This window comes from Nocardia wallacei, assembly GCF_014466955.1.
GTDB lineage: Bacteria > Actinomycetota > Actinomycetes > Mycobacteriales > Mycobacteriaceae > Nocardia > Nocardia wallacei.
This window is the reverse complement of record NZ_AP023396.1, coordinates 3,103,163-3,123,148: the sequence shown is the minus strand read 5'-3', so window position 1 is coordinate 3,123,148 and position 19,986 is coordinate 3,103,163. Positions and strand designations below refer to the sequence as shown.

Below are 19,986 nucleotides of genomic sequence, written 5' to 3'. Positions count from 1 at the left end.
TCGACAACGGTCATTCGCGATCCGGCCGCCCCGAACTCATCGCCCGGCCATCCGGGCCAGGTCGGCGATGGTCCACGGCGGCTGCCCGTCGTGGTCGCGGTAACCCAGCGGCGTCGCCACCGGTCGTTCGAAGCGGCCCACGAAACCGCCTGCGGCGATGAAGATCTCGCCGCTGACCGCCCGCGCGGCGGCCGAGGCCAGATAGAGGTACAGCGCGGCGGCATACTCCGGCGGCGGCGCGTCCAGCGACGCGCGCATGGTGGCCTCGTCCAGCAGACCCCGCCGATGCAGGTCGCGGATGTGCGCCTCGTAGTCGACCCCGGTCGACAGCCGCGTCTTCGCACCCGGGCACACGACATTGGCCCGCACGCCGTGCTCCTTCAGATCCGCGGCGATGGCCAGGGTCAGGCTGGTCACCGCGCCCTTGCCCGCCGGATATCCGCTGCCGCCGTAGTCGCCGAGGTAGGCGAACGAGCCCGTGTTGACGATCGAGCCCGAGCCCCGGGCGGCCATGCGGGGCGCCGCGGCGCGGCAGGTGTTGAAGACCGTCGTCAGGTGCGAATCCAGCAGGGCGCGCCAATCCTCGTGGCGCACATCGAGAATCGACGACCGCAGCGGTTCCGGGACGGCGGCACAGTTGACCAGGATGTCGATCGCGCCGTACGCGTCGGCGCACGTCTCCACCAGGCGTTCGGCGACGATCTCGTCGGCGGCCGAGCCCGCCAGCGGCAGCGCCCGGCCACCCGCCCGCCGGATCTCGTCGGCGGCCCGGTCCACGGCCGCCGCGGACCGCGAGTTGACCACGACACCCGCCCCGTGCGCGGCCAGCGTCTCGGCCACCGCCAGGCCGATGCCGCTCCCCCCGCCCACGACCACCGCGCCCGTCCCGGCCAGCAGCTGCTCTTCGGCCATATCCATTCCTCCTGCAACGCGTTCTTGTACCGAAACCAGGTATCGAACTATAGTCCGTACAGGTGTCCAGACAGATCTCGGAGAATTGCATGAGCAAACTGTTGCCCAGCGCGGAAGGCTCGCTGCTGTTGGTCGGGGGCAAACTGGTGCCGGGCGGCGCCGGGGTGTTCGCCACGATGAATCCGGCGTCCGGGGAGGTGTTGGGCCAGGCCGCCAACGGCGACGCCGGCGATATGGACGCCGCCATCGCGGCGGCGCGGTCGGCGTTCGACGACACCGGCTGGTCCCGCGACCACGCGTTCCGCGCGGCCTGCCTGCGGCAGCTGCGAGATGCCTTGCGCGACAACATCGAAGAGCTGCGCGAGCTGACCATCGCCGAGGTGGGCGCGCCGCGCATGCTGACCAGCGGCCCGCAGCTCGAGGGCCCGATCGGCGATCTCGGGTACTTCGCCGACCTGGCCGAGAACTACACGTGGGAAACCGATCTCGGCGTCGCGTCGCCGATGGGCATCAAGTCCGGCCGCACGCTGCGGCGGGAGGCGGTGGGCGTGGTCGGTGCCATCACGCCGTGGAACTTCCCGCATCAGATCAATTTCGCCAAACTCGGCCCGGCGCTGGCCGCGGGCGCGACGGTGGTCCTCAAGCCCGCGCCCGACACCCCGTGGTGCGCGGCGCTGATCGGCAAGGTCATCGCCGAGCAGACCGATATCCCCGCGGGCGTGGTGAACATCGTGACCTCCGCCGACCACGCCCTCGGCGCGCAGCTCGCGGGCGATCCGCGCGTGGACATGGTGTCGTTCACCGGTTCCACCGCCACGGGCAAGGCCGTGATGGCCACCGCGGCAACGACATTGAAGAAGGTGTTCCTCGAGCTCGGCGGCAAGTCGGCGTTCATCGTGCTCGACGACGCCGACATCGCGGCCGCGTCGAGCTACGCCGGGTTCTCGGTCTGCGTGCACGCCGGACAGGGCTGCGCGCTCACCACCCGTCTGCTGGTCCCGCGCGCGTCCTACGACGACGCGGTCGCCGCGGCCGCCAAGGCCATGGCCGGGATCAAGCCCGGCGATCCGGCCGAGGGCGGCACCGTGTGCGGACCGCTGATCTCCGAGCGGCAGCGCGACCGCGTGGAGCGCTACCTCGAGATCGCCCAGGCCGAGGGTGGCACCATCGTCACCGGCGGCGGCCGCCCGGACCGGCCGGGGTGGTTCGTCGAACCCACCCTGATCAGCGGCCTGTCCAACACCGCCACCGCCGCGCAGGAGGAGATCTTCGGGCCGGTGCTGGTGGTGATCCCGCACGACGGCGACGACGACGCCGTCCGCCTCGCCAACGAATCTCCCTACGGCCTCTCCGGCGCGGTGTGGGGCACCGACCCCGAGCGCATCGACCATGTCGTGCGCGGTGTGCGCACCGGCACGCTCGGCGTCAACGGCGGCATCTGGTACGCCGCCGACGCCCCGTTCGGCGGCTACAAGCAGTCCGGCATCGGCCGCGAACTGGGCGTCGCCGGATTCGAGGAGTACACCGAGACCAAGCTCGTCGCCACCGCCGAATAGGCACTTGGACACTGCCGAATAGGCACTTCAACACCGCCGAACAGGCACTTCAACACTGCCGAACAGGCACTTCAACACCGCCGAACAGGCACTCGGGCACCGCCGAATCGGCTCCCGAACACACTGCCGCAGAAAGGCTTTCATCATGGCACGCTTCACCGGACGATCCGCGATCGTCACCGGCGCCGCGCAGGGCATCGGCGCCGCCTACGCCCAGGCGCTGGCCGCCGAGGGCGCTCGCGTCGTCGTCGCCGACCTCAACGCCGAGAAGGGCGAGGCGGTCGCCAAGCAGATCACCGCCGACGGCGGCACCGCCGTCTTCCACACCGTGGACGTCGCCGATCCCGAATCTGCCACGGCCCTGGCGGAATTCACCGTCGAGAAGTTCGGCGGCATCGACCATCTGGTCAACAACGCCGCCATCTACGGCGATATGAAACTCGACCTGCTGCTGACGGTGCCGTGGGACTACTACAAGAAGTTCATGAGCGTGAACCTCGACGGCGCGCTGAACATGACCCGCGCGGTGTGGCAGCCGATGTCGAACAACGGCGGCGGCTCCATCGTCAACCAGTCCTCCACCGCCGCCTGGCTCTACTCCGGCTTCTACGGGCTGGCCAAGGTCGGCGTCAACGGTCTCACCCAGCAGCTGGCCACCGAACTCGGCGGCTCGAAGATCCGGGTCAACGCCATCGCGCCCGGCCCGATCGACACCGAGGCCACCAAGACCGTCACCCCGGGCACCATCGTGCAGGACATGGTGCAGCGACTTCCCTTGAAGCGCATGGGAACTCCCGGCGATCTCGTGGGCGCCTGCCTGTACCTGCTGTCCGACGAGGCGAGCTGGGTCACCGGGCACATCCTCAACGTCGACGGCGGACAGATCATCCGATGACCGGCGCCGGGGATCGGGTCGGGTTCATCGGCCTGGGCAATATGGGCGCGCCGATGGCCGAGCGCCTGCTGTCCTGGCCCGGTGGGCTCACCGTCTGCGACATGCGCGCGGAGGCGCTCGAGCCGTTCGTCACCGGCGGGGCCGAGACGGCCGCGTCGGCGGCGGAGCTGGCCGCGCACGCCACGGTGATCTCCATCGTCGTGGTCGACGACGCGCAGGTACGGTCCGTGGTGGCGGGTCCGCAGGGCATTCTGAGCTCTGCCGAGCCGGGCACCGTCGTCGCCGTGCACTCCACCATCAGTGACCTGACGGCCGTCGAGCTGGCGGCCGAATGTGCCGAGCACGGCGTGGAATTCGTGGACGCGCCGATCAGCGGGGGCGCGGCGGGCGCGAAGCAGGGCAGCCTCGCGGTCATGGTGGGCGGCAGCGCGGCGGCGTTCGAGAAGGTGCGCGCGCCGTTCGAGACCTTCGGCGGACTGGTCGTGCACGCCGGTGCGGTGGGCGCGGGCACCCGGATGAAGCTGGCGCGCAACCTGTTGCACTTCGTCGCGTTCACCGCGGCCGCCGAGGCGCAGCGCCTCGCCGAGACCGCGGGCCTCGACATCACCGCGCTGGGCAAGGTGGTCCGCCACTCCGACGCCATCACCGGCGGTGCGGGCGCGATCATGTTGCGCGACACCACGGCCGAGATCGCCCCGGACGACTTCTGGCACCCGATCCTCAGCCACGTCCGCGACCTCGGCGAGAAGGACCTCGCCCTCGCCCTGGATCTCGGGCGGCGCCTGGACCTCGACCTTCCCCTGGCGCAGTCGGCGCTGCGTGGCCTCGGGAACGGGCTCGGTGTGGGCAGCGGTCCCATCGCGCAGGAACACGCCTAGGCACGACCGCGAAAAGACGTTCGGCCGGTGGTGAATTCACCACCGGCCGAACGTCTTTCGCAGGTCTACCGCCGACCTCACTCCTGCCGGGCGGGCTCCCCGAGCTCCCGCAACGGCGCCTCGGGCTGCACCTCGACCAGCACGAGGTGCGCCCCGCGCGGCGTCCCGACCACCGCCACGACCGCGGCGGCCATATCCGATGCGCGCAACAGATAGGGATGGCGGGCGAAGCCCCACTTCACCCAGTCGTCGATCAGCGGGCCGATGACCTCCGATGACGCGTCGCCGCCCATGCCGGTCTTGGTGGGGCCCGGCCGGACCAGCGAGGCGCGAACCCCGGTGCCCTCCAATTCCATTCGCAGCTGATCGGTCAGCGCCTCCAGCCCGGCCTTGGACGCGCTGTAGGCGCCCGTGCGCGGTCGTGGATCCGGCGCGCAGTCCGAGCCGATGATGACGAAGTCGCCGCGCCGCCGCTCGATCATCCCCGGCAGCACCCGGTGCGCGAGCCGCTGCGGGCCGATCAGATGCACCTGCACCTGCGCGGCGAACCGCTCCGGGTCCATCTCGTGAATCAGCGAGAACTCCAGGTCTCCGGCACCGGAGACGAGGATCTCGGTGGGCCCGTGCGCCTGTTCGGCCGCCGTCACGAACTCGTCGACGGACGCCTGATCGGTGACGTCGAGGCGGTGGGCGATCGCCTCGCCCCCGTCGGCGCGAATCTTCTCCGCCAGCTCTTCGCACTGGTCGACGCGCCGGGCTCCCAGCGCGACGGGATGGCCGAGCGCGGCCAGCGCGACGGCGCTGGCCGCACCGATCCCCGAGGACGCGCCCGCGATCAGCACGGGACGGCGAGCGGGATTCGGCTCGAAACGTGGCATGGCTTGCCCTCTCACTGAAACACATGGCCGGACACCTGTCCGAACACTAGCATGGGCGCGGCGCGCCGGACAACGCTCAGATCACGGTGCCGACGTCCTCGCGGACCAGGTGTTCCAGCGCCCGTTCGGCGACCGCCGCGATGGTCATCGAGGGATTGCAGGCGGCGGCGTTGCCCGGCAGCAGCGCACCGTCGAGCACGTAGAGCCCGCGCTGGCCGAGCACGCGGCCGTTCAGATCGCAGACCGCGCCCATGCCCGCGCCGCCGAGCGGATGCCAGGTGGAGGGGAACAGGGCGTTGGTGTCGGTGAGCACGCTCGCCGAGCCCGCGATGCGCTCGACCATCGGCCCGATGGTGCCGTTCTGCGCGATCTCATCGCCCGCCGCGGGCCAGTGCAGCCGGGCATCGTCGGTGGCCGCGTCGTAGACGAACCGTCCGCGCGCGGCGCTGACGCCGTAACCCACGAGCATCGTGCTGTGCGCGTCGAGCTGCAGCGGCGGGATCGACGCCTGGATCACGGTACTGGCCCTCGCGGGGTCGCTCCAGTTCAGGCTGCCGTAGACGACCGGACCGCCCTGCGCCGCACCGACATTGGCATCGAGGCAGGTCCACGCGTAGATACGGTCGGCGTTGGTGCCCCAGCCTCCGCCCAGTTCGTCGGGCAGATCGGGGATCCGGCCCTTGGCCGCCGCGCGGACGAGCAAGCGGGTGGTGTTGAGGCTGCCGGCCGACAGCACCAGCGTGTCGGTGGTCAGGATCTTGTTCTCCAGCACCGTGCCCGAGGTGTCGATGCGGTCCACGTACACCGTCCACCGGCCGTCCTTGCCGCGCTCGATGTCGGTGACGTGGTGCAGCGGCGCCACCGTGACCTTGCCGGTCGCCTCGGCGGCGGCGAGATAGGTGACATCGACCGAATGCTTGCCGCCGTTGTTGACTCCCATCGCGCCGTCGCCGTTGGTGTAGGACGGTTTCATCCGGCCGCGCAGTTCGTCGAGCGCGTAGTTCCAGTCGATCGGCATCGGGATCTTCGACAGCGGCAGCCCGGCCCGCTGCACATGCTCGGCGAAGACCCGCGCGGCCAGATAGTTCGGCGCGTCGATCAGCTCGTCCGGGGCGGTCGCGAGTCGCAACATGCGCGCGACGCGGGGGTAGTGGACCCGGTTCATCGTCGCCCAATCGAGCTCCTGGGGGAAGTGCGTGTTGAACACGTCCTCGGCCGGTTGCAGCGACATGCCTTGGTACACCAGCGATCCGCCGCCGACCCCGGCCGCGCACAGCGCGGTCATGTTCTCCCCCGGCACCGCCTCGACCAGACCCGCGTAAGGCTCGAACGCCACCGGGACGCCGAACAGCTGCGGCGCGGACCGATACCAGAGAATGCGCTTGTCCGGCGCCGTCGCGTGCGGGAACGTCTCCGCGTTCGGTCCCGTCGGCCAGCGTCGCCCGCGCTCGAGTACCAGCACCGGGACACCGGCCTCGGCCAGGCGCAGCGCGGTGACCCCGCCGCCGAAACCCGAGCCGATCACGATCACCCGATGCTCCTCGCGCACGGTCCGCACACGCCCCACGACCGCCCCGATACCGGCTTGCGCGAGGCCGGGCGTCGCCAGCACCGCTCCCGCCGCGAGGGCGCCGGTCAACAACGAACGGCGGGTGAATACAGACACGAACGACCTCCAGAACGCAGACGGATACGCCCCACGCGGATGACGCCGGGACATCGCGCTCACGGCCGGACGGCACCGGCCAGCGGGGGGACCTACTCGGCGACTGCGCGCTGAAAACCCTGGTCCCGGGGCGGTATTCGAAATTTAGACACCGTAGATCAAGACTGTCAATAGGTTCGGGGCAACCCGAGTAATCAAGTTACTGAAATAACTGCGTTACTGTTGACGCGTGGAGAGGACGGGCAACCAGGACGCGGCCGCCAAGATCATCGAGACCGTGCTGGAGCTACTCGAGACCGAGGGATACGACGCGGTCCAGTTACGCGAAGTGGCCCGCCGGGCACGGGTTTCGCTGACGACGGTCTACAAGCTGTACCCGACTCGCGACGATCTGATGCTGGCCGCCGTGGAACAGTGGCTGGCCACCAACACCTACGGCATGTTGACCGAGGCGCCCGAGGGCGAGTCCCTGCGCGACGGCATCGTGCGCCTGCTGCGCAGCGTATTCGAACCGTGGGAGCATCATCCGCGCATGCTCGAGGCGTACTTCCAGGCGCGGTCGGGTCCGCGCGGCCATCGGCTCGACGAGCAGGGCTTCGACGCCATCCTGCCGGCCGCCAGCGCCCTGTTCGACGATATCGACCCCGACTACGTGGCCGACATCGGCATGGTGCTGACCAACATGACCTACGCCCTGATCGGCCGCTTCGCCGCCGGGTCGCTCGAGATCACCGAGATCCTGCCGGCGCTCGAGCGCATCGTCTACCGTCTGACCACCAACAACGAACCACTCGCGGCGCCCGCGAGCGCCCAGCGCCCGCAGCCCGGCGAGGCGCCCACGCTGGTCCTGCGGCCGTCGTTCATCTCGCCCTACGATCCGGGTCCGAGCAACACCGGGGACACCGGACCGCTGTGACCACTCACAGGTCGTGACGCCCGGTAACCGTGTTACCGTGTGGTCGCCCGCAGGATCCGCTCGGGCTGCACGGTCGATTGACACCGGTTGCGGGTGCCGCGCGGTGCCCGCCGGGCCGACATCGTCGATCACGCGACAGCCGTCAGGCCCGCCGGAGTTCCGGCGGGCCTGACGGCTGGACCGAGCTATTTGAGCATGCTGCCCGCGTCGACCGGCAGCGTGACGCCGGTGACGTAGCGCGCCTCGTCGGAGGCCAGGTACAGCACCGCGTTGCTGATGTCGACCGGCTCCACCCAGCCGACCGGGAGCGTGTGCATGAACTGCGCCACCGGGGCGAAGTCCTCCTGGGTCGGGTTCTCCAGATCCGGCCGGAACAGCTTCATCGTGCCCTCGTTCATGAACATCGGCGTGTTCACGTTCGTCGGATGCACCGAGTTGACCCGGATGGAATGCTGGCCCAGCTCGACCGCGAACGCGCGCATCAGGCCGACCACGCCGTGCTTGGCCGCGACATAGTGCCCGGTGTTCGGGTACGCCTTGAGCCCGCCCACCGAACTGGTGAGGATGATCGAGCCGCCCCCGGCCGAGATCAGATGTGGCACACCGGCTTTCGCCGCCTTCCAGACACCGCCCAGGTTGATGTCGATCATCGTCTGCCAGTCTTGTTCACTGGTCTTGTCCAGCGTCTCGCCGCCGTTGCCGATGCCGGCGTTGGCCACGACGATGTCCAGCCGCCCCAGCTGCTCCACGCCGCTGTCCACGGCGGACTTCAGCGCGTCGTAGTCGCGCACGTCCACCTCGGCCGTCACGATGCGGCGGCCGAGACCCTTCACCAGATCGGCGGTCTCGGCCAGATCCTCCGGCGTGGACGCCGGGATCAGGTCGGTGCCGCTGACCGGTTTACAGACGTCGACCGCGATGATGTCGGCGCCCTCCTGCGCCAACCGCACGGCGTGGCTGCGGCCCTGGCCGCGTGCCGCGCCGGTGATGAATGCGACCTTTCCGTCGACCCGTCCGGTCATGGTTACCTCGTTTCGTTGGTGCGCCGCCGCGCGGGCGACCCGCTCAGGGGTTGGGCGTGAAGGTGATGTGCAGGTTCGACAGCCCGCGCAGGATGTAGGTGGGCTCGTAGTCGTAGCGCCGCGCGTCGGCGGGGCCGTGGCGCTGCTCGTCGATCCGGATGTCGAGCATCCGGTCCAGGATCCGCTCGATCGACACCCGGCCCTCGGCGCGGGCGAGCGGGCTGCCGGGGCAGGTGTGCACGCCGCGCCCGAACGCCATGTGCTCGCGGAAGTTCTTGCGGTCCAAGCGGAATTCGTGCGGCTGCTCGAAGCGGCGCGGGTCGCGGTTGGCGGCGCCGGGGCAGAACATCACCGTCGATCCCACCGGGATCTCGACGTCGCCGATGGTCGTCGCCCGCTTCGCCAACCGGAACCCGCTCTTCACGGGCGAGTCCATGCGCAGGGTCTCCTCGATGAAGGCCGGGATCCGGCTGCGGTCCTCGCGCAGCTGCCGCTGCACCTCGGGGTGGTCGCCCAGCACGCGCAGCGCCGCGCTCAGCAGCTTGGCGGTGGTCTCCTGCCCGGCGGCGAACAGGAACGTCGCCGACCGCACCACGTCGATGATCTCGGGGGTGGAACCGTCCGGATATTTCGCCAGCGCCAGCGAGGTCAGCACGTCGTCGCGCGGATTCTCCCGGCGCTCACCGATATACGCGGAGAACTTGTCGTCCAGCCACTCCAGCGGATTGGACACCAGCACCTCGTCGTCGAGGGATCCGACGCGGGCGCCGGGCCGGTCGGCGCCGAGCACCGTGCGGAACTGCTGATGGTCCTCCTCGGGCACGCCCAGCACGTCGGCGACGACCAGCAGCGAGAACGGCTTGGCGTATTCGGCGAGGAACTCGCACCGGCCCTGCTCGAGGAACTCGTCGAGCTGGCGGTCCGCCAGCCGCCACATGAAATCCTCGTTCTCCTTCAGCCGGGCGGGGGTCAGCAGCCGGGCCAGCAGCGAGCGCGCATAAGTGTGCTGCGGCGGGTCCATCGTGACCATGTGCTCGAACATCGGCATCCGGGTGCGGTGCTGCTCGATCAAGGCGCCGATGTCCTCGCCCTCCACCTCGAACGGCAGGGGCGGGAATGGGCCGCCCACCGCGATCACCGACGAGAACAGCTCGGCGTCCTTGAGCACCTCCACCGACTCCTCGTACCCGGTCACCGCGTACACACCGTGCTGCGATTCCCGCGTCACCGGGCATTTCGACCGCAGATGGTCGAAGTACGGGTGCGGATCGGGGACGAGCGAGGGATCGGTGAAGTAGTCCACCGAATCGAAGTCAGTCATGCGGAGAACTCCTGCCATTGATCGAGGCGACCACTACGGACGGTAACACAGTTACCGATCAGCGGGAATACCGTTCTCACAGTTGCTCAATCATCTATGTGGCGCCATCGGAAGCAGGTGCGGGCAGGTTTCGGCGGCGTCCGAACCGCATCCGGACACGGCGACGGCGGCGATGACCGGAGGAATCCGGTATCGCCGCCGTCACCGCGCGGCTATGACGAGATCAGACCCCGGCGGCGGGCCGCGCCGATACGAGATCGCCCGCCCGCCTGCGGTCCGACCGCAGTTCGCCGGTGCGAAACGCCTCGGTCACCGCGACCTGTTCCGCCGGGAAACCCGCCGCGGCCAGCGCACAAGCTTTGAACGCGCGGGCCGCCACACTCACCCGATGCTCGACCGGCGCGATCCGGTTGTCCAGTTCCGCGGGCAGCCCGTCACCCCACACCGCCACCTCGACCAGGCCGCGATCCAGGCATTCCAGCACACCGGCCCGGACGCGGCCGTCGGCCCGGTAAGTCTGCGCCGCGACCGCGACGGCGTTGGGCCAGGTGTCGTGCAACGGCGCGGCCAGCGACTGTTCGAGTTCGAGTACCTCCGCACCGAGGATGCCCAGCGGGCGGACATTCGAGCACTCGGAGACCAGCACGGTCACCTCCCAGCCCGCGTAGGTCCGGTCGAACAACCAGCCGCCGACATGGCGGATGACATCCTCGGCACTCGGTGCGACGACCGCCAGTCTGTGGCGCAGGGGCCGCCGTCGCGCGTGCGCTCGCCGGCGCGCAGCCGAATCCAGTGCCCGGACGCCTTGTTCGATGGGATCGACGGATCGTGTAGCCATGGTTCTCATCCCGCCTCTCGAATGTGAAGATCGCGGCAGGTCCAACGGCCGGGCCACAGTACGGGCACCCCGCCGTCCGGCAGTCGGCCGGCTCGGTGAGCCGCCGTTTTCCAGGCGGCGGCTACCGGGAATGAGCCGACGGTCGCTCCGGTGGGCGCACGGCGGTCAGGGCCGGTGACCGTAGTGCCGCGACGCCCCACGGGGGGATCTACCGATCAACACGGTAACCCGGTTACCCAGACGGCGACGGGAACCTCACTCGAGCGATCATGTGATCTACATCACTCTGAAACGGCATTATGCAACATATCTACCACTGCGCCGGGGAGCCGGTACAATGCTGTCGCGCGCGCATTCATGGGACGAAATCACTTGGCGCGGTTCATCACTCGGTCCGCCGCCGCCCAGTGCTCCTCGGCGACCCACAGCCGCGCGAACGCCGCGACGGCCTCGGCCGGCGGCGCTCCCGCCAGCACGCGCTTGATGTCGGCCGCGGGCGCCGTCGCCAGCGAGCGCGCGGCCGCGCGCCAGCCCCGGTCGAACTCCGCGCGCGGCAGCACCCGGTCGACGAGCCCGGCCCGCTCGGCGGCCGCGGCGTCGAGAATCACCCCGGAACCCGCGAGCAGCAACGCGCGGCCGCGGCCGACCAGCGCGGCCAGCCGCTCGGCACCGCCCCAGGCGGGCATGATCGCCAGCGACACCTGATTGAAGCCGATCTTGATGTCGTCGGCCGCGATCCGGATGTCGGCGGCCACCGCGACCTCCGCCCCGCCGCCCAGCGCGTGCCCGTTCAACGCCGCCACCACCGGCCCCGGGAACGCCGCGAGCCGATCGCAGACGCCGCGCATCCGCCAGGCCATCTCGGCCGCCTGCGCCTCGGTCCGCAGCGCGGCGAGTTCCTTGAGATCGCCGCCGGAGACGAAGGCACGCTCACCCGCCCCGGTCAGCGCCAGTGCCCGAGCCCCGGCGGCGGCATCGATCGCCTGCTCCAACTGATCCATCGTCTCGGGGGCGATGGCATTGCGGGCGTGCGGGCGATTGATGGTCACCACCGCCAGACCGTCGTCCAGCTCGAGCTCTACCATGTCTTGTTCTCCCCTGTGGAAATGTGATTCTCTTACTGAGAGAATAGCGTAAGGCTGTTACGTCCCTGGCCCGACGGGAGTTCGACGATGCGCACGATCCCCCTCGATCTCGTCCGGCGCTACCGGGCGGAGGGCTGGTGGACCGACGAGACGATCGGCGATCTGCTGGCGGCCGGCCTGGCCGCCGCGCCCGGCACCGCATTCCGCATCCACTCGGCGACGCGGCCGTGGTCGGGCACGTTCGGCGAGGTGGAGCGGGTAGCCCGGCGGCTGGCCGCCGGACTGCGCCGGCGCGGCGTAGCGCCCGGCGACACCATCGCCTTCCAGCTGCCCAATTCGATGGAGGCCGCGGCGGTCTTCTGGGCGTCGGCGTTCCTGGGCGCCGTGGTGGTCCCGATCGTGCACTTCTACGGGCACAAGGAACTCACCTACATCCTCGACGCCGCACGGCCGCAGGTCTTCGTGACCACCGACCGGCCCGACAGCGCCGAGCTGCGCGACCGCGTTCCGGTGGTCGCGGTGGTCGGGCGGGACTTCGAGCAACTGCTCGACCCCGAGCCGATGCCGGGCGTAACGCGCTGCGCCCCAGCCGATCCCGCGCTGATCGCCTACACCTCCGGCACCACCCGCGCGCCGAAGGGCGTGGTGCACACTCACCGCACGCTGGTCTACGAGACCCGGCAGCTGGCGGGGATGTACCCGGCCGACCGCGGCGACCAGCTCACCGCGGCGCCGGTCGGCCACTTCATCGGCATGATCAACGCGCTGCTGATCCCGGTGCTGGACCGGGTACCGATCAACCTCGTCGACGTCTGGGATCCGGCCGCGGTCCTCGCACTGATGACCGCACATCGGCTGACCGTCGGCGGCGGCGTGCCGTACTACCTGACCAGTCTGCTCGACCATCCCGACTACACCCCCGAGCACCTGCCGTACCTGCGCTACGCCGGGCTCGGCGGCGCGCCGGTCCCGGCGGCGGTGACCACCCGGCTGTCGCGGCTGGGCATCGTGGTCTATCGCTCCTACGGCAGCACCGAGCATCCCTCGATCACCGGTTCGCACCACACCGCACCGGAGGACAAGCGGCTGTTCACCGACGGCCGGGCGCTGCCGGGGGTCGAGGTGCGGCTGGCCGCGGACGGCGAAATCCTCAGTCGCGGACCGGATCTCTGCCTGGGCTACACCGATCCCGACCTCACCGCCGCCGCCTTCGACGCCGACGGCTGGTACCACACCGGCGATATCGGCGTCCTCGACGCGGACGGCTACCTGACCATCACCGATCGCAAATCCGACATGATCATTCGCGGCGGCGAGAACATCAGCGCGCTCGAGGTCGAGGAGGTGCTGCTGACGCTGCCCGGCGTCGCCGAGGCGATCGCGGTGGCCGTGCCGGACGACCGGCTGGGCGAGCGCACGGCCGCGGTGCTGCGCCTGCTCCCCGGGCGCACCCCGCCCACCCTGGACGAGCTGCGCGCCCACTTCGCCGCGGCCGGTCCGGCCAAGCAGAAGTGGCCGGAGGAAGTGCACGTCGTCGCGGATTTTCCGCGCACCGCCAGCGGCAAGATCCAGAAGTTCATGGTCCGCCGCGACCTGGCGGCCGCGCGCCGCGAGGGCATTGCGGCTCACCAATGAAGAGAATAACATTCTCATAGAACGACAAGGAGGATTCCATGACGAAGGTCGAGCTGCCCTACCAGCTCTTCGACGCGGACAACCATCTCTACGAGACCAAGGAAGCCCTCACCCGGCATCTGCCCAAGGAGTACGAGGGGGCGATCCAGTACGTCGAGATCAACGGCCGCACCAAGATCGCGGTGCTCGGCCAGATCAGCGAGTACATCCCCAACCCCACCTTCGAGGTCGTGGCCCGTCCCGGCGCGATGGAGGAGTACTTCAAGCACGGCAACCCCGAGGGCAAGAGCCGGCGGGAGATCTTCGGCAAGTCGATGAAGGCGATCGACGCCTTCCGCAATCCGGAGGCGCGGCTGAAGGTCATGGACGAGCTGCAGCTGCAGCGCGCGCTCATGTTCCCGACCCTGGCCAGCCTGGTCGAGGAGCGCATGCGCAACCACCCCGAGCTGATCCACGCGGTGATCGAATCGCTGAACCGCTGGATGCTCGACGACTGGGGTCAGGACGGTAGCTTCGTGCACTCCGGCCGCATCTTCACCGTCCCGGTGATCACCCTGCCGATCGTCGAGCGGGCGATCGACGAGCTGAACTGGGCGGTGGTCGAGCACGGTGCCAAGGCGATCCTGGTGCGCCCGGCCCCGGTGCCCGGCTTCAAGGGCATGCGCTCGTTCGCGCTGCCGGAGTTCGACCCGTTCTGGAAGCGGGTCGTGGAGCTGGACGTGCTGGTCACCATGCACTCCTCGGACAGCGGCTATTCCCGCTACGACGCGGAGTGGGACGGCAACAGCCTGGAGATGCTGCCGTTCCAGACCAACACCTTCGCCATGACCAACCAGTGGCGGCCGGTGACCGACGCGGTGGCGTCATGGGTGTGCCACGGCGCGCTGAACCGGTTCCCGGATCTGAAGATCGCGGTCATCGAGAACGGCTCGGCCTGGCTGGAGCCGCTGCTGCAGCAGCTGTCGGACGTGTACAAGAAGGCGCCCGAGGGCTTCGGCTTCCGCGACCCGATCGAGGCCATCAAGCAGAGCCTCTACGTCAGCCCGTTCTGGGAAGAGGACCTCGAGCGGCTGTCGCAGGTCATGGGCGCCGACCACGTGCTGTTCGGTTCCGACTGGCCGCATCCGGAGGGTCTGGCCGAGCCCGCGCGCTACATCCACGAGATCAAGGACATGCCGCTGGAGAATCAGGCCAAGATCATGGGTGGCAATCTGGCGCGGCTGCTGAAGGTATGAGCTGGCAGACCATCCCGGAGCTGGTCCTGAGCACCGCCGACCGCTTCGGTGCCGCCGAAGCGGTCGTCGACGGTGAGATCCGCTGGAGTTTCCGCGAACTCGCCGATCGGGTGCGCGGGGCCGCCGGAGCGTTGGCCGCGGCGGGCGTCGGCAAGGGTGATCGGGTCGCGGTGTGGGCGCCCAACTCGGCGAAGTGGATCGTCGCGGCCTTCGGCGTGCTCACCGCGGGCGGCGTGCTGGTGCCGGTGAACACGCGGCTCAAGACCGAGGAGGCGGGCGACATCATCGCGCGCAGCGGCGCGAAACTGGTTCTGGTGCAACAGGGGTTCCTCGGCACGCAGTTCACCGCCGGGGTGCCCGTGGTGGATCTCGAGTCCGGCTTCCTCAGCAGTGGAACACCTTTCGAGGCGGACATCGCCGGCACCGACATCGCCGACATCGTCTACACCTCGGGCACCACCGGGCGGCCCAAGGGCGTGATGATGAATCACCTGCAGACCCTGCGCCTCTACGCCGAATGGTGCGATCTCGCCGATCTGCGCGAGGGCGACCGGTACCTCCTGGTCAACCCGTTCTTCCACACCTTCGGCTACAAGGCGGGCCTGATCTCGTCGCTGATCCGCGGTGCGACGATGCTGCCGGTCCCGGTGTTCGAGGTGGACCGGGTGCTGGAATTGATCGCGCGCGAGCGCATCACGATGCTCCCCGGCCCGCCCACGCTCTACCACTCGCTGCTGGCGGCGCGGGGCGAGCACGACCTGTCCTCGCTGCGAGCGGCGGTCACCGGTGCGGCCGACATCCCGGTCGAGCTGATCCGCCGCGTCCGCGAGGAACTGCCGTTCCGGTCGATCATGACCGGCTACGGGCTCACCGAGGCCGGCACCGCCACCGCCTCACGGCCCGGCGACACCTTCGAGCAGATCGCCACCACCGCCGGAAAGCCCTGCGCGGGAGTCGAAGTGGACATCGCCGCCGACGGCGAGGTACTCGTCCGCGGCTACAGCGTGATGCAGGGCTACCTGGACGATCCGCAGGCCACCGCCGAGGCGATCGACGCCCGAGGCTGGCTGCACACCGGCGATCTGGGCCGGCTCGACCCGGAAGGCCGATTGATCATCACCGGCCGCAAGAAGGACATGTTCATCGTCGGCGGCTTCAACGCCTACCCGGCCGAGATCGAGGGCTTCCTGCTGGAACACCCCGCGGTGGTCCAGGCCGCGGTCATCGGCGTCCCGGACGACCGCCTCGGCCAGGTCGGGCGCGCCTTCGTGGTGAGACGCGGCACCCTCAGCGAGGCCGAACTGATCGCCTGGAGCCGCGACCGCATGGCCGGCTTCAAGGTCCCCCGCTCCATCCGCTTCCTCGACGAACTCCCCCTCAACGCCACCGGCAAGGTGATGAAGGACCGGCTCCGCTGATATCGCGCACTCATCGCGGACGATACGTCTGGGCACTGCCCACTACCTGGCGGTCCAGGCTCAGTCCGACCTGGACGGTCACATCCGTGATCTCGATACCGGCGCCCACCCCACTACCCAGGTCGAATCGGAACGACGAGTGATCGTTGCCTTTTCCGACTCTTCGTACCTGCTCGTCGACGATATCGTCGCCGCAGCGGGCAACGAATGTCACATACGCGTTCCCGGTGTCGCCGGGATCTCGCCAGTTGTATTCGACGATCCTTCCGACGATGTCGACCGCGTGGTCGCCCGGGGTCGTAGACGATCTCCACACCAGATCGCCCGTGGCCGTGGCGTGAACCACCGCGGCGGTCACGGCCGCCTCGAACGGAACAGACGCCTCCTCGGGAGCCATGACCGCCGCGGGTGCGGCGGGTGCGGCGGGTACGGCGGCGGACCGTTCAGCGCGCTCGCGTACCGTGTCGTCTTCGGCGACGGGTTCGGCAGTGTCGACGTCGCGACTCGCCGCCTTCTTCCGCCCGGACAACCGGAACCAGATGCCGCTGGCGACGGCCAGCAGCGCCGTCAGCCCGGCGATCGCCCCGGGCACGGAATCGAGGAACGAGGTGGCCGATGACCACGCCGACGCCACGATCTGCCGGCCCGTCGGCGTAACGTCGATCCAGACGTACAGCGGCTCGCTCTCGTCGACGACCTCCTTGGACTCCTTGTCGCGAACTGTCACCACCAGCGAGAGCAGGTAAGCACCTTTCACACCGGCCCGGAGTTCCCACGTCCAGTCGGCCGTGCCGTCGTCCGAGAACGGCTTGCTGACCGATCCGCGGTCTCGGATCGAAAGTTCTTGCCGCGAGGTCAATTTGATCTCCACGAGACTTCCGACAGGTACCTTCTTCAGCCGCAGCGCCTGATCGGAGCGCGCCGAGATGAGGTCGCAGGAATCACGATCGAGGTGCGCGGTGAACTCGAAGGGACGGTCGAGGTCGGCCTTCCCGCGAGGCAAGACCACCGACAGGCAACCCTGCGGTGTGCCCGGAGTCGGTCCCGGGGGTGGCGCCGTGGACCGCAGGATCATCACGACGACGAGCGGGATCAGAGCGAGCAGGCAGACCGATGCCGCCCCGAGCACCCGGTATCCGCCGGTGTCGTAATGACGGCGACATTCCCGGGCCGAGAGGGAAGACTCTGCGTCGACCGGCTCGGAAGCCTTCACCAGTACAGTTATAGCAGCGCCGCACGATGCGATGGGGCGCGGCGCGCCACCGATGCGTTCGGGGGATTCGCGGCCTTCAGTGCGGGCCTTCCAGGATCGTCACCGCCGACACCGCGGTCGGCCCTCCGAGGTTGTGCGCCAGGCCGATTCGCGCGCCGTCGACCTGGTTGACCGCGGTGCCGCGTAACTGTTCGAACAGCTCGACGCATTGTGCGACGCCGGTGGCGCCCGGTGGGTGGCCCTTGGATTTCAGGCCGCCGCTCGGATTGACCGGCAGGCTGCCGCCGATCGAGGTGACGCCCGCCTCGAGGAGTTTGTGCGCTTCGAAACGGTCGGCGAAACCCAGATCCTCGTAACTGATCAGCTCGATGCCGGTGAAGAAGTCGTGCACCTCGGCGACGTCGACATCGGAGGGGCGCAGGCCGGCCATGGCGAAGGCCGCCCGCGCCGCCCGGACCGTCGCCGGGAAGGTGGTCAGATCCCGCTTGTGCTGGTGCATCACCGAATCCAGGCCCAGTCCCACGCCGCGCACCCACACCGGGCGGTCGGTGTAGCGGTCCACCACATCCTCGGCGGCCAGCACCAGGGCGGCCGCGCCGTCACTCTGCGGGACACAGTCGTAGACGCCGAGCGGGTCCGCCACGATCGGGGCCTGCAGAGCCTGTTCCAGGGTGATCTCGAAACGCAGACGCGCCTTGGGGTTTCGCGCGCCGTGCCGATGGTTCTTCACCGCCACCATCGCCAGATGCGCACGGGTGGCCGGGGATTCGTAGAGGTAGCGGTTGACGTGCAGCGCGAAACCGGCGGGCCCGAACAGCCCCAGCTGGTAGTCCCAGGCCGTGTCCCGCATCAGCATGCCCCACTCGCCGAGCAGGTTCTTCTGCGCGGTCTCGCGCAGCTTGTCCGCTCCGATCACCAGGGCCACGTCGACCGCGCCGGACGCGATGCCGAACAGCGCGTTGCGCACCGCGTCATTGCCTGTGGCGCACGAGTTCTCGATGTGGGTGACGGGAATCTCGGGCAGTCCCAGCGCGTCGGCCAGCACGCCCGAGGGCGGGCCGTCGGTGGTTCCCATCGCCCCGAACCAGGCCGCCTGCAGATCCGCCGGGCGCAGACCCTTGTCCACCGTGGCCGCGCATTCGGCGAACGCCATCGGCAGCAGATCCTTCATCCCGAGCGCGAAATGCTCGGCGAACGGCGTCATCCCCGCACCGACGACGGCTACCTTCCGCATGGCGATTCCCTCCAGCCATCGAGCCGTACCGCCCGCGGCACCGCGCGGCGCGCGGTACCTCCGGACACCGCGAATCCGTTTCCGGCAGCGTTCATTTCGCCTCCGCAGCGGGCTCGAAGGCGTAGCCGTAGTCCGGCACGCCGGAGCGCACCGCCACCCGGCGCAGCACCATGCGACCCCGGGCGCCGATGCCGACACTGCCGGGGTCGGCGCCGGTCACCTTCGCCAGCGCCCGCACACCCACGTCGTCGAGCTCCACCAGCACCAGCGAATAGGGACTGCGCGAGCCGGGCACGGGGATGCGCACGGTCGTCTCCGCGTAGACCACCCCGGTGCGCGGCAACGGCACCAGCGTGTAGTCGGTGCTCAGCGCGCCGTCGGGACCGATCCGATAGCGCGGCGGGAAATCCAATTCCGCGCTGTCGCCGTGGCGTCCGGCCTCCCAGCGCACCTTGGCCTCGAAGGCCCGCTCGTAGGCGGCCAGCGAGATCGGCAGATCGCCGCCGGGGACGTATTCGCCCGCGGGCAGCGCCCGCGCGGCCGGTTCGCTGCGCCGCACCGCGGTCGGCCCGGCGACCACCGTGACCCCGGACAGATTGGCCTGCTCCACCCCGACCAGCAACCCCGCCTCGCCGCGCTCGCCCATCCAGGCCAGCGCGAACAGCCCGGAACTGGCGCCCAGCGTGGGCAGTCGCGGCGGTGTGAGACATTGCGCCGCAGCCTGTTTGTGGTCGACCCCCGCGACCGCCACGGGCGTGTCGAGCCATGCCGCCGACAGCGACGCCACCAGCCCGCGCTCGTGCAACAGCCGCGGATCGCCGTAGTCGTGGACCGCGCCGACCGCGTTGCGGGTGCGGGCGGGCAGGCTGCGCGCGACACGGGAGGCGATCCGGACCTGCAGGCCCTCCCGCTCGGACACCCAGACCGCCGCCGCGCCCGCGGGTTCGACGTCGACACCGATGACCACCGTGCGCGGGCGCGCCGAACTCAGCGCGTCCAGCGTCGCCGGTGCGCCGCCCAATCGCTCGATCACCTCCAGCTCCGGATCCAGCCCGAGACCGGCCAGCAGCACCGCGGCATTGCTGCTGTCCACCAGCGGCATGTCCCGGCTGACCAGCACCACGCGCTCCACCGGGACGCCGCCCGCCAGCGCCGCCCGCCCGGCCTCGACCGCCAGCGTCACGGCGTCCTCGTCGTCACCGGTCGCGCGGCTGTGCCGGCTGCCCCAGCAGGGCAGGTACGTCCCGATCGACCCGATGTAGGGCATCGGTGCCTCCTCCACCC

The 19,986-nt window shown here is 69.7% G+C and carries 17 protein-coding genes; 7 read left to right on the top strand and 10 right to left on the bottom strand.

Annotation, left to right across the window (positions count from 1 at the left end):
- Positions 1–36 precede the first annotated feature (36 nt).
- Positions 37–918, bottom strand: coding sequence for an SDR family NAD(P)-dependent oxidoreductase (locus tag NWFMUON74_RS14270; protein WP_187688276.1), 882 nt, complete (start codon positions 916–918; stop codon positions 37–39).
- A gap of 83 nt (positions 919–1,001) precedes the next feature.
- Here NWFMUON74_RS14270 and NWFMUON74_RS14265 point away from each other — a divergent pair, with 83 nt between their 5' ends.
- The 3 genes from NWFMUON74_RS14265 (at position 1,002) to NWFMUON74_RS14255 (ending at position 4,241) form a co-directional block, all read left to right on the top strand.
- Complete coding sequence (locus tag NWFMUON74_RS14265; protein WP_187688275.1) at positions 1,002–2,468, top strand: aldehyde dehydrogenase; 1,467 nt, start codon at positions 1,002–1,004, stop codon at positions 2,466–2,468.
- Positions 2,469–2,613: 145 nt separating this feature from the next.
- On the top strand, positions 2,614–3,363 hold the full coding sequence (locus NWFMUON74_RS14260; RefSeq protein WP_187688274.1) for an SDR family oxidoreductase: 750 nt from the start codon (positions 2,614–2,616) through the stop codon (positions 3,361–3,363).
- A complete protein-coding gene (locus NWFMUON74_RS14255; protein WP_187688273.1) occupies positions 3,360–4,241 on the top strand; it encodes an NAD(P)-dependent oxidoreductase in 882 nt (293 codons plus the stop codon). Before NWFMUON74_RS14260 ends, NWFMUON74_RS14255 begins: the two co-directional genes overlap by 4 nt.
- A 77-nt stretch (positions 4,242–4,318) precedes the next feature.
- On the opposite strand, the gene NWFMUON74_RS14250 is transcribed toward NWFMUON74_RS14255, so the two are convergent.
- Both NWFMUON74_RS14250 and NWFMUON74_RS14245 read right to left on the bottom strand, forming a co-directional pair.
- Positions 4,319–5,119 (bottom strand): SDR family oxidoreductase, encoded by an 801-nt coding sequence (locus NWFMUON74_RS14250; protein ID WP_187688272.1) that lies wholly within the window; start codon positions 5,117–5,119, stop codon positions 4,319–4,321.
- A 76-nt stretch (positions 5,120–5,195) separates the two neighbouring features.
- Positions 5,196–6,785, bottom strand: coding sequence for a GMC oxidoreductase (locus NWFMUON74_RS14245; RefSeq protein ID WP_187688271.1), 1,590 nt, complete (start codon positions 6,783–6,785; stop codon positions 5,196–5,198).
- 229 nt (positions 6,786–7,014) lie between these two features.
- Here NWFMUON74_RS14245 and NWFMUON74_RS14240 point away from each other — a divergent pair, with 229 nt between their 5' ends.
- Entirely contained in the window at positions 7,015–7,701 is a 687-nt protein-coding gene (locus NWFMUON74_RS14240; protein ID WP_232111016.1) for a TetR/AcrR family transcriptional regulator, read from the top strand.
- A gap of 185 nt (positions 7,702–7,886) precedes the next feature.
- Here NWFMUON74_RS14240 and NWFMUON74_RS14235 read toward each other — a convergent pair whose 3' ends face one another.
- From NWFMUON74_RS14235 to NWFMUON74_RS14220, 4 genes are all read right to left on the bottom strand, one after another.
- On the bottom strand, positions 7,887–8,723 hold the full coding sequence (locus tag NWFMUON74_RS14235; protein ID WP_187688270.1) for a mycofactocin-coupled SDR family oxidoreductase: 837 nt from the start codon (positions 8,721–8,723) through the stop codon (positions 7,887–7,889).
- 43 nt (positions 8,724–8,766) lie between these two features.
- A complete protein-coding gene (locus tag NWFMUON74_RS14230; protein WP_187688269.1) occupies positions 8,767–10,044 on the bottom strand; it encodes a cytochrome P450 in 1,278 nt (425 codons plus the stop codon).
- A 223-nt stretch (positions 10,045–10,267) separates the two neighbouring features.
- Complete coding sequence (locus NWFMUON74_RS14225) at positions 10,268–10,882, bottom strand: hypothetical protein (RefSeq protein WP_342452780.1); 615 nt, start codon at positions 10,880–10,882, stop codon at positions 10,268–10,270.
- Positions 10,883–11,250: 368 nt separating this feature from the next.
- On the bottom strand, positions 11,251–11,967 hold the full coding sequence (locus NWFMUON74_RS14220; RefSeq protein ID WP_187688268.1) for an enoyl-CoA hydratase/isomerase family protein: 717 nt from the start codon (positions 11,965–11,967) through the stop codon (positions 11,251–11,253).
- 87 nt (positions 11,968–12,054) lie between these two features.
- Here NWFMUON74_RS14220 and NWFMUON74_RS14215 point away from each other — a divergent pair, with 87 nt between their 5' ends.
- From NWFMUON74_RS14215 to NWFMUON74_RS14205, 3 genes are read left to right on the top strand one after another with little or no spacing between them, the layout of a single operon-like run.
- Complete coding sequence (locus tag NWFMUON74_RS14215) at positions 12,055–13,602, top strand: AMP-binding protein (protein ID WP_187688267.1); 1,548 nt, start codon at positions 12,055–12,057, stop codon at positions 13,600–13,602.
- Positions 13,603–13,640: 38 nt separating this feature from the next.
- Positions 13,641–14,837, top strand: coding sequence for an amidohydrolase family protein (locus NWFMUON74_RS14210; protein ID WP_187688266.1), 1,197 nt, complete (start codon positions 13,641–13,643; stop codon positions 14,835–14,837).
- Positions 14,834–16,255, top strand: coding sequence for a FadD3 family acyl-CoA ligase (locus NWFMUON74_RS14205; RefSeq protein WP_187688265.1), 1,422 nt, complete (start codon positions 14,834–14,836; stop codon positions 16,253–16,255). The genes NWFMUON74_RS14210 and NWFMUON74_RS14205 overlap by 4 nt, the downstream gene beginning before the upstream one ends.
- 10 nt (positions 16,256–16,265) lie before the next feature.
- Here NWFMUON74_RS14205 and NWFMUON74_RS14200 read toward each other — a convergent pair whose 3' ends face one another.
- From NWFMUON74_RS14200 to NWFMUON74_RS14190, 3 genes are all read right to left on the bottom strand, one after another.
- The gene (locus NWFMUON74_RS14200; protein WP_187688264.1) at positions 16,266–17,468 is read right to left on the bottom strand and encodes a hypothetical protein; all 1,203 of its coding nucleotides are present in this window, start codon (positions 17,466–17,468) and stop codon (positions 16,266–16,268) included.
- A 76-nt stretch (positions 17,469–17,544) separates the two neighbouring features.
- The gene (locus tag NWFMUON74_RS14195) at positions 17,545–18,702 is read right to left on the bottom strand and encodes a thiolase C-terminal domain-containing protein (RefSeq protein WP_187688263.1); all 1,158 of its coding nucleotides are present in this window, start codon (positions 18,700–18,702) and stop codon (positions 17,545–17,547) included.
- Positions 18,703–18,793: 91 nt separating this feature from the next.
- The gene (locus NWFMUON74_RS14190; RefSeq protein WP_187688262.1) at positions 18,794–19,969 is read right to left on the bottom strand and encodes an OB-fold domain-containing protein; all 1,176 of its coding nucleotides are present in this window, start codon (positions 19,967–19,969) and stop codon (positions 18,794–18,796) included.
- Positions 19,970–19,986 lie beyond the last annotated feature (17 nt).

What these genes read in the sequence shown, in the direction of transcription:
- NWFMUON74_RS14270 (WP_187688276.1), bottom strand. Translation starts at nt 918, where the DNA reads ATGGATATGGCCGAAGAGCAGCTGCTGGCCGGGACGGGCGCGGTGGTC.
- NWFMUON74_RS14265 (WP_187688275.1), top strand. Translation starts at nt 1,002, where the DNA reads ATGAGCAAACTGTTGCCCAGCGCGGAAGGCTCGCTGCTGTTGGTCGGG.
- NWFMUON74_RS14260 (WP_187688274.1), top strand. Translation starts at nt 2,614, where the DNA reads ATGGCACGCTTCACCGGACGATCCGCGATCGTCACCGGCGCCGCGCAG.
- NWFMUON74_RS14255 (WP_187688273.1), top strand. Translation starts at nt 3,360, where the DNA reads ATGACCGGCGCCGGGGATCGGGTCGGGTTCATCGGCCTGGGCAATATG.
- NWFMUON74_RS14250 (WP_187688272.1), bottom strand. Translation starts at nt 5,119, where the DNA reads ATGCCACGTTTCGAGCCGAATCCCGCTCGCCGTCCCGTGCTGATCGCG.
- NWFMUON74_RS14235 (WP_187688270.1), bottom strand. Translation starts at nt 8,723, where the DNA reads ATGACCGGACGGGTCGACGGAAAGGTCGCATTCATCACCGGCGCGGCA.
- NWFMUON74_RS14230 (WP_187688269.1), bottom strand. Translation starts at nt 10,044, where the DNA reads ATGACTGACTTCGATTCGGTGGACTACTTCACCGATCCCTCGCTCGTC.
- NWFMUON74_RS14225 (WP_342452780.1), bottom strand. Translation starts at nt 10,882, where the DNA reads ATGGCTACACGATCCGTCGATCCCATCGAACAAGGCGTCCGGGCACTG.
- NWFMUON74_RS14220 (WP_187688268.1), bottom strand. Translation starts at nt 11,967, where the DNA reads ATGGTAGAGCTCGAGCTGGACGACGGTCTGGCGGTGGTGACCATCAAT.
- NWFMUON74_RS14215 (WP_187688267.1), top strand. Translation starts at nt 12,055, where the DNA reads ATGCGCACGATCCCCCTCGATCTCGTCCGGCGCTACCGGGCGGAGGGC.
- NWFMUON74_RS14210 (WP_187688266.1), top strand. Translation starts at nt 13,641, where the DNA reads ATGACGAAGGTCGAGCTGCCCTACCAGCTCTTCGACGCGGACAACCAT.
- NWFMUON74_RS14205 (WP_187688265.1), top strand. Translation starts at nt 14,834, where the DNA reads ATGAGCTGGCAGACCATCCCGGAGCTGGTCCTGAGCACCGCCGACCGC.
- NWFMUON74_RS14195 (WP_187688263.1), bottom strand. Translation starts at nt 18,702, where the DNA reads ATGCGGAAGGTAGCCGTCGTCGGTGCGGGGATGACGCCGTTCGCCGAG.
- NWFMUON74_RS14190 (WP_187688262.1), bottom strand. Translation starts at nt 19,969, where the DNA reads ATGCCCTACATCGGGTCGATCGGGACGTACCTGCCCTGCTGGGGCAGC.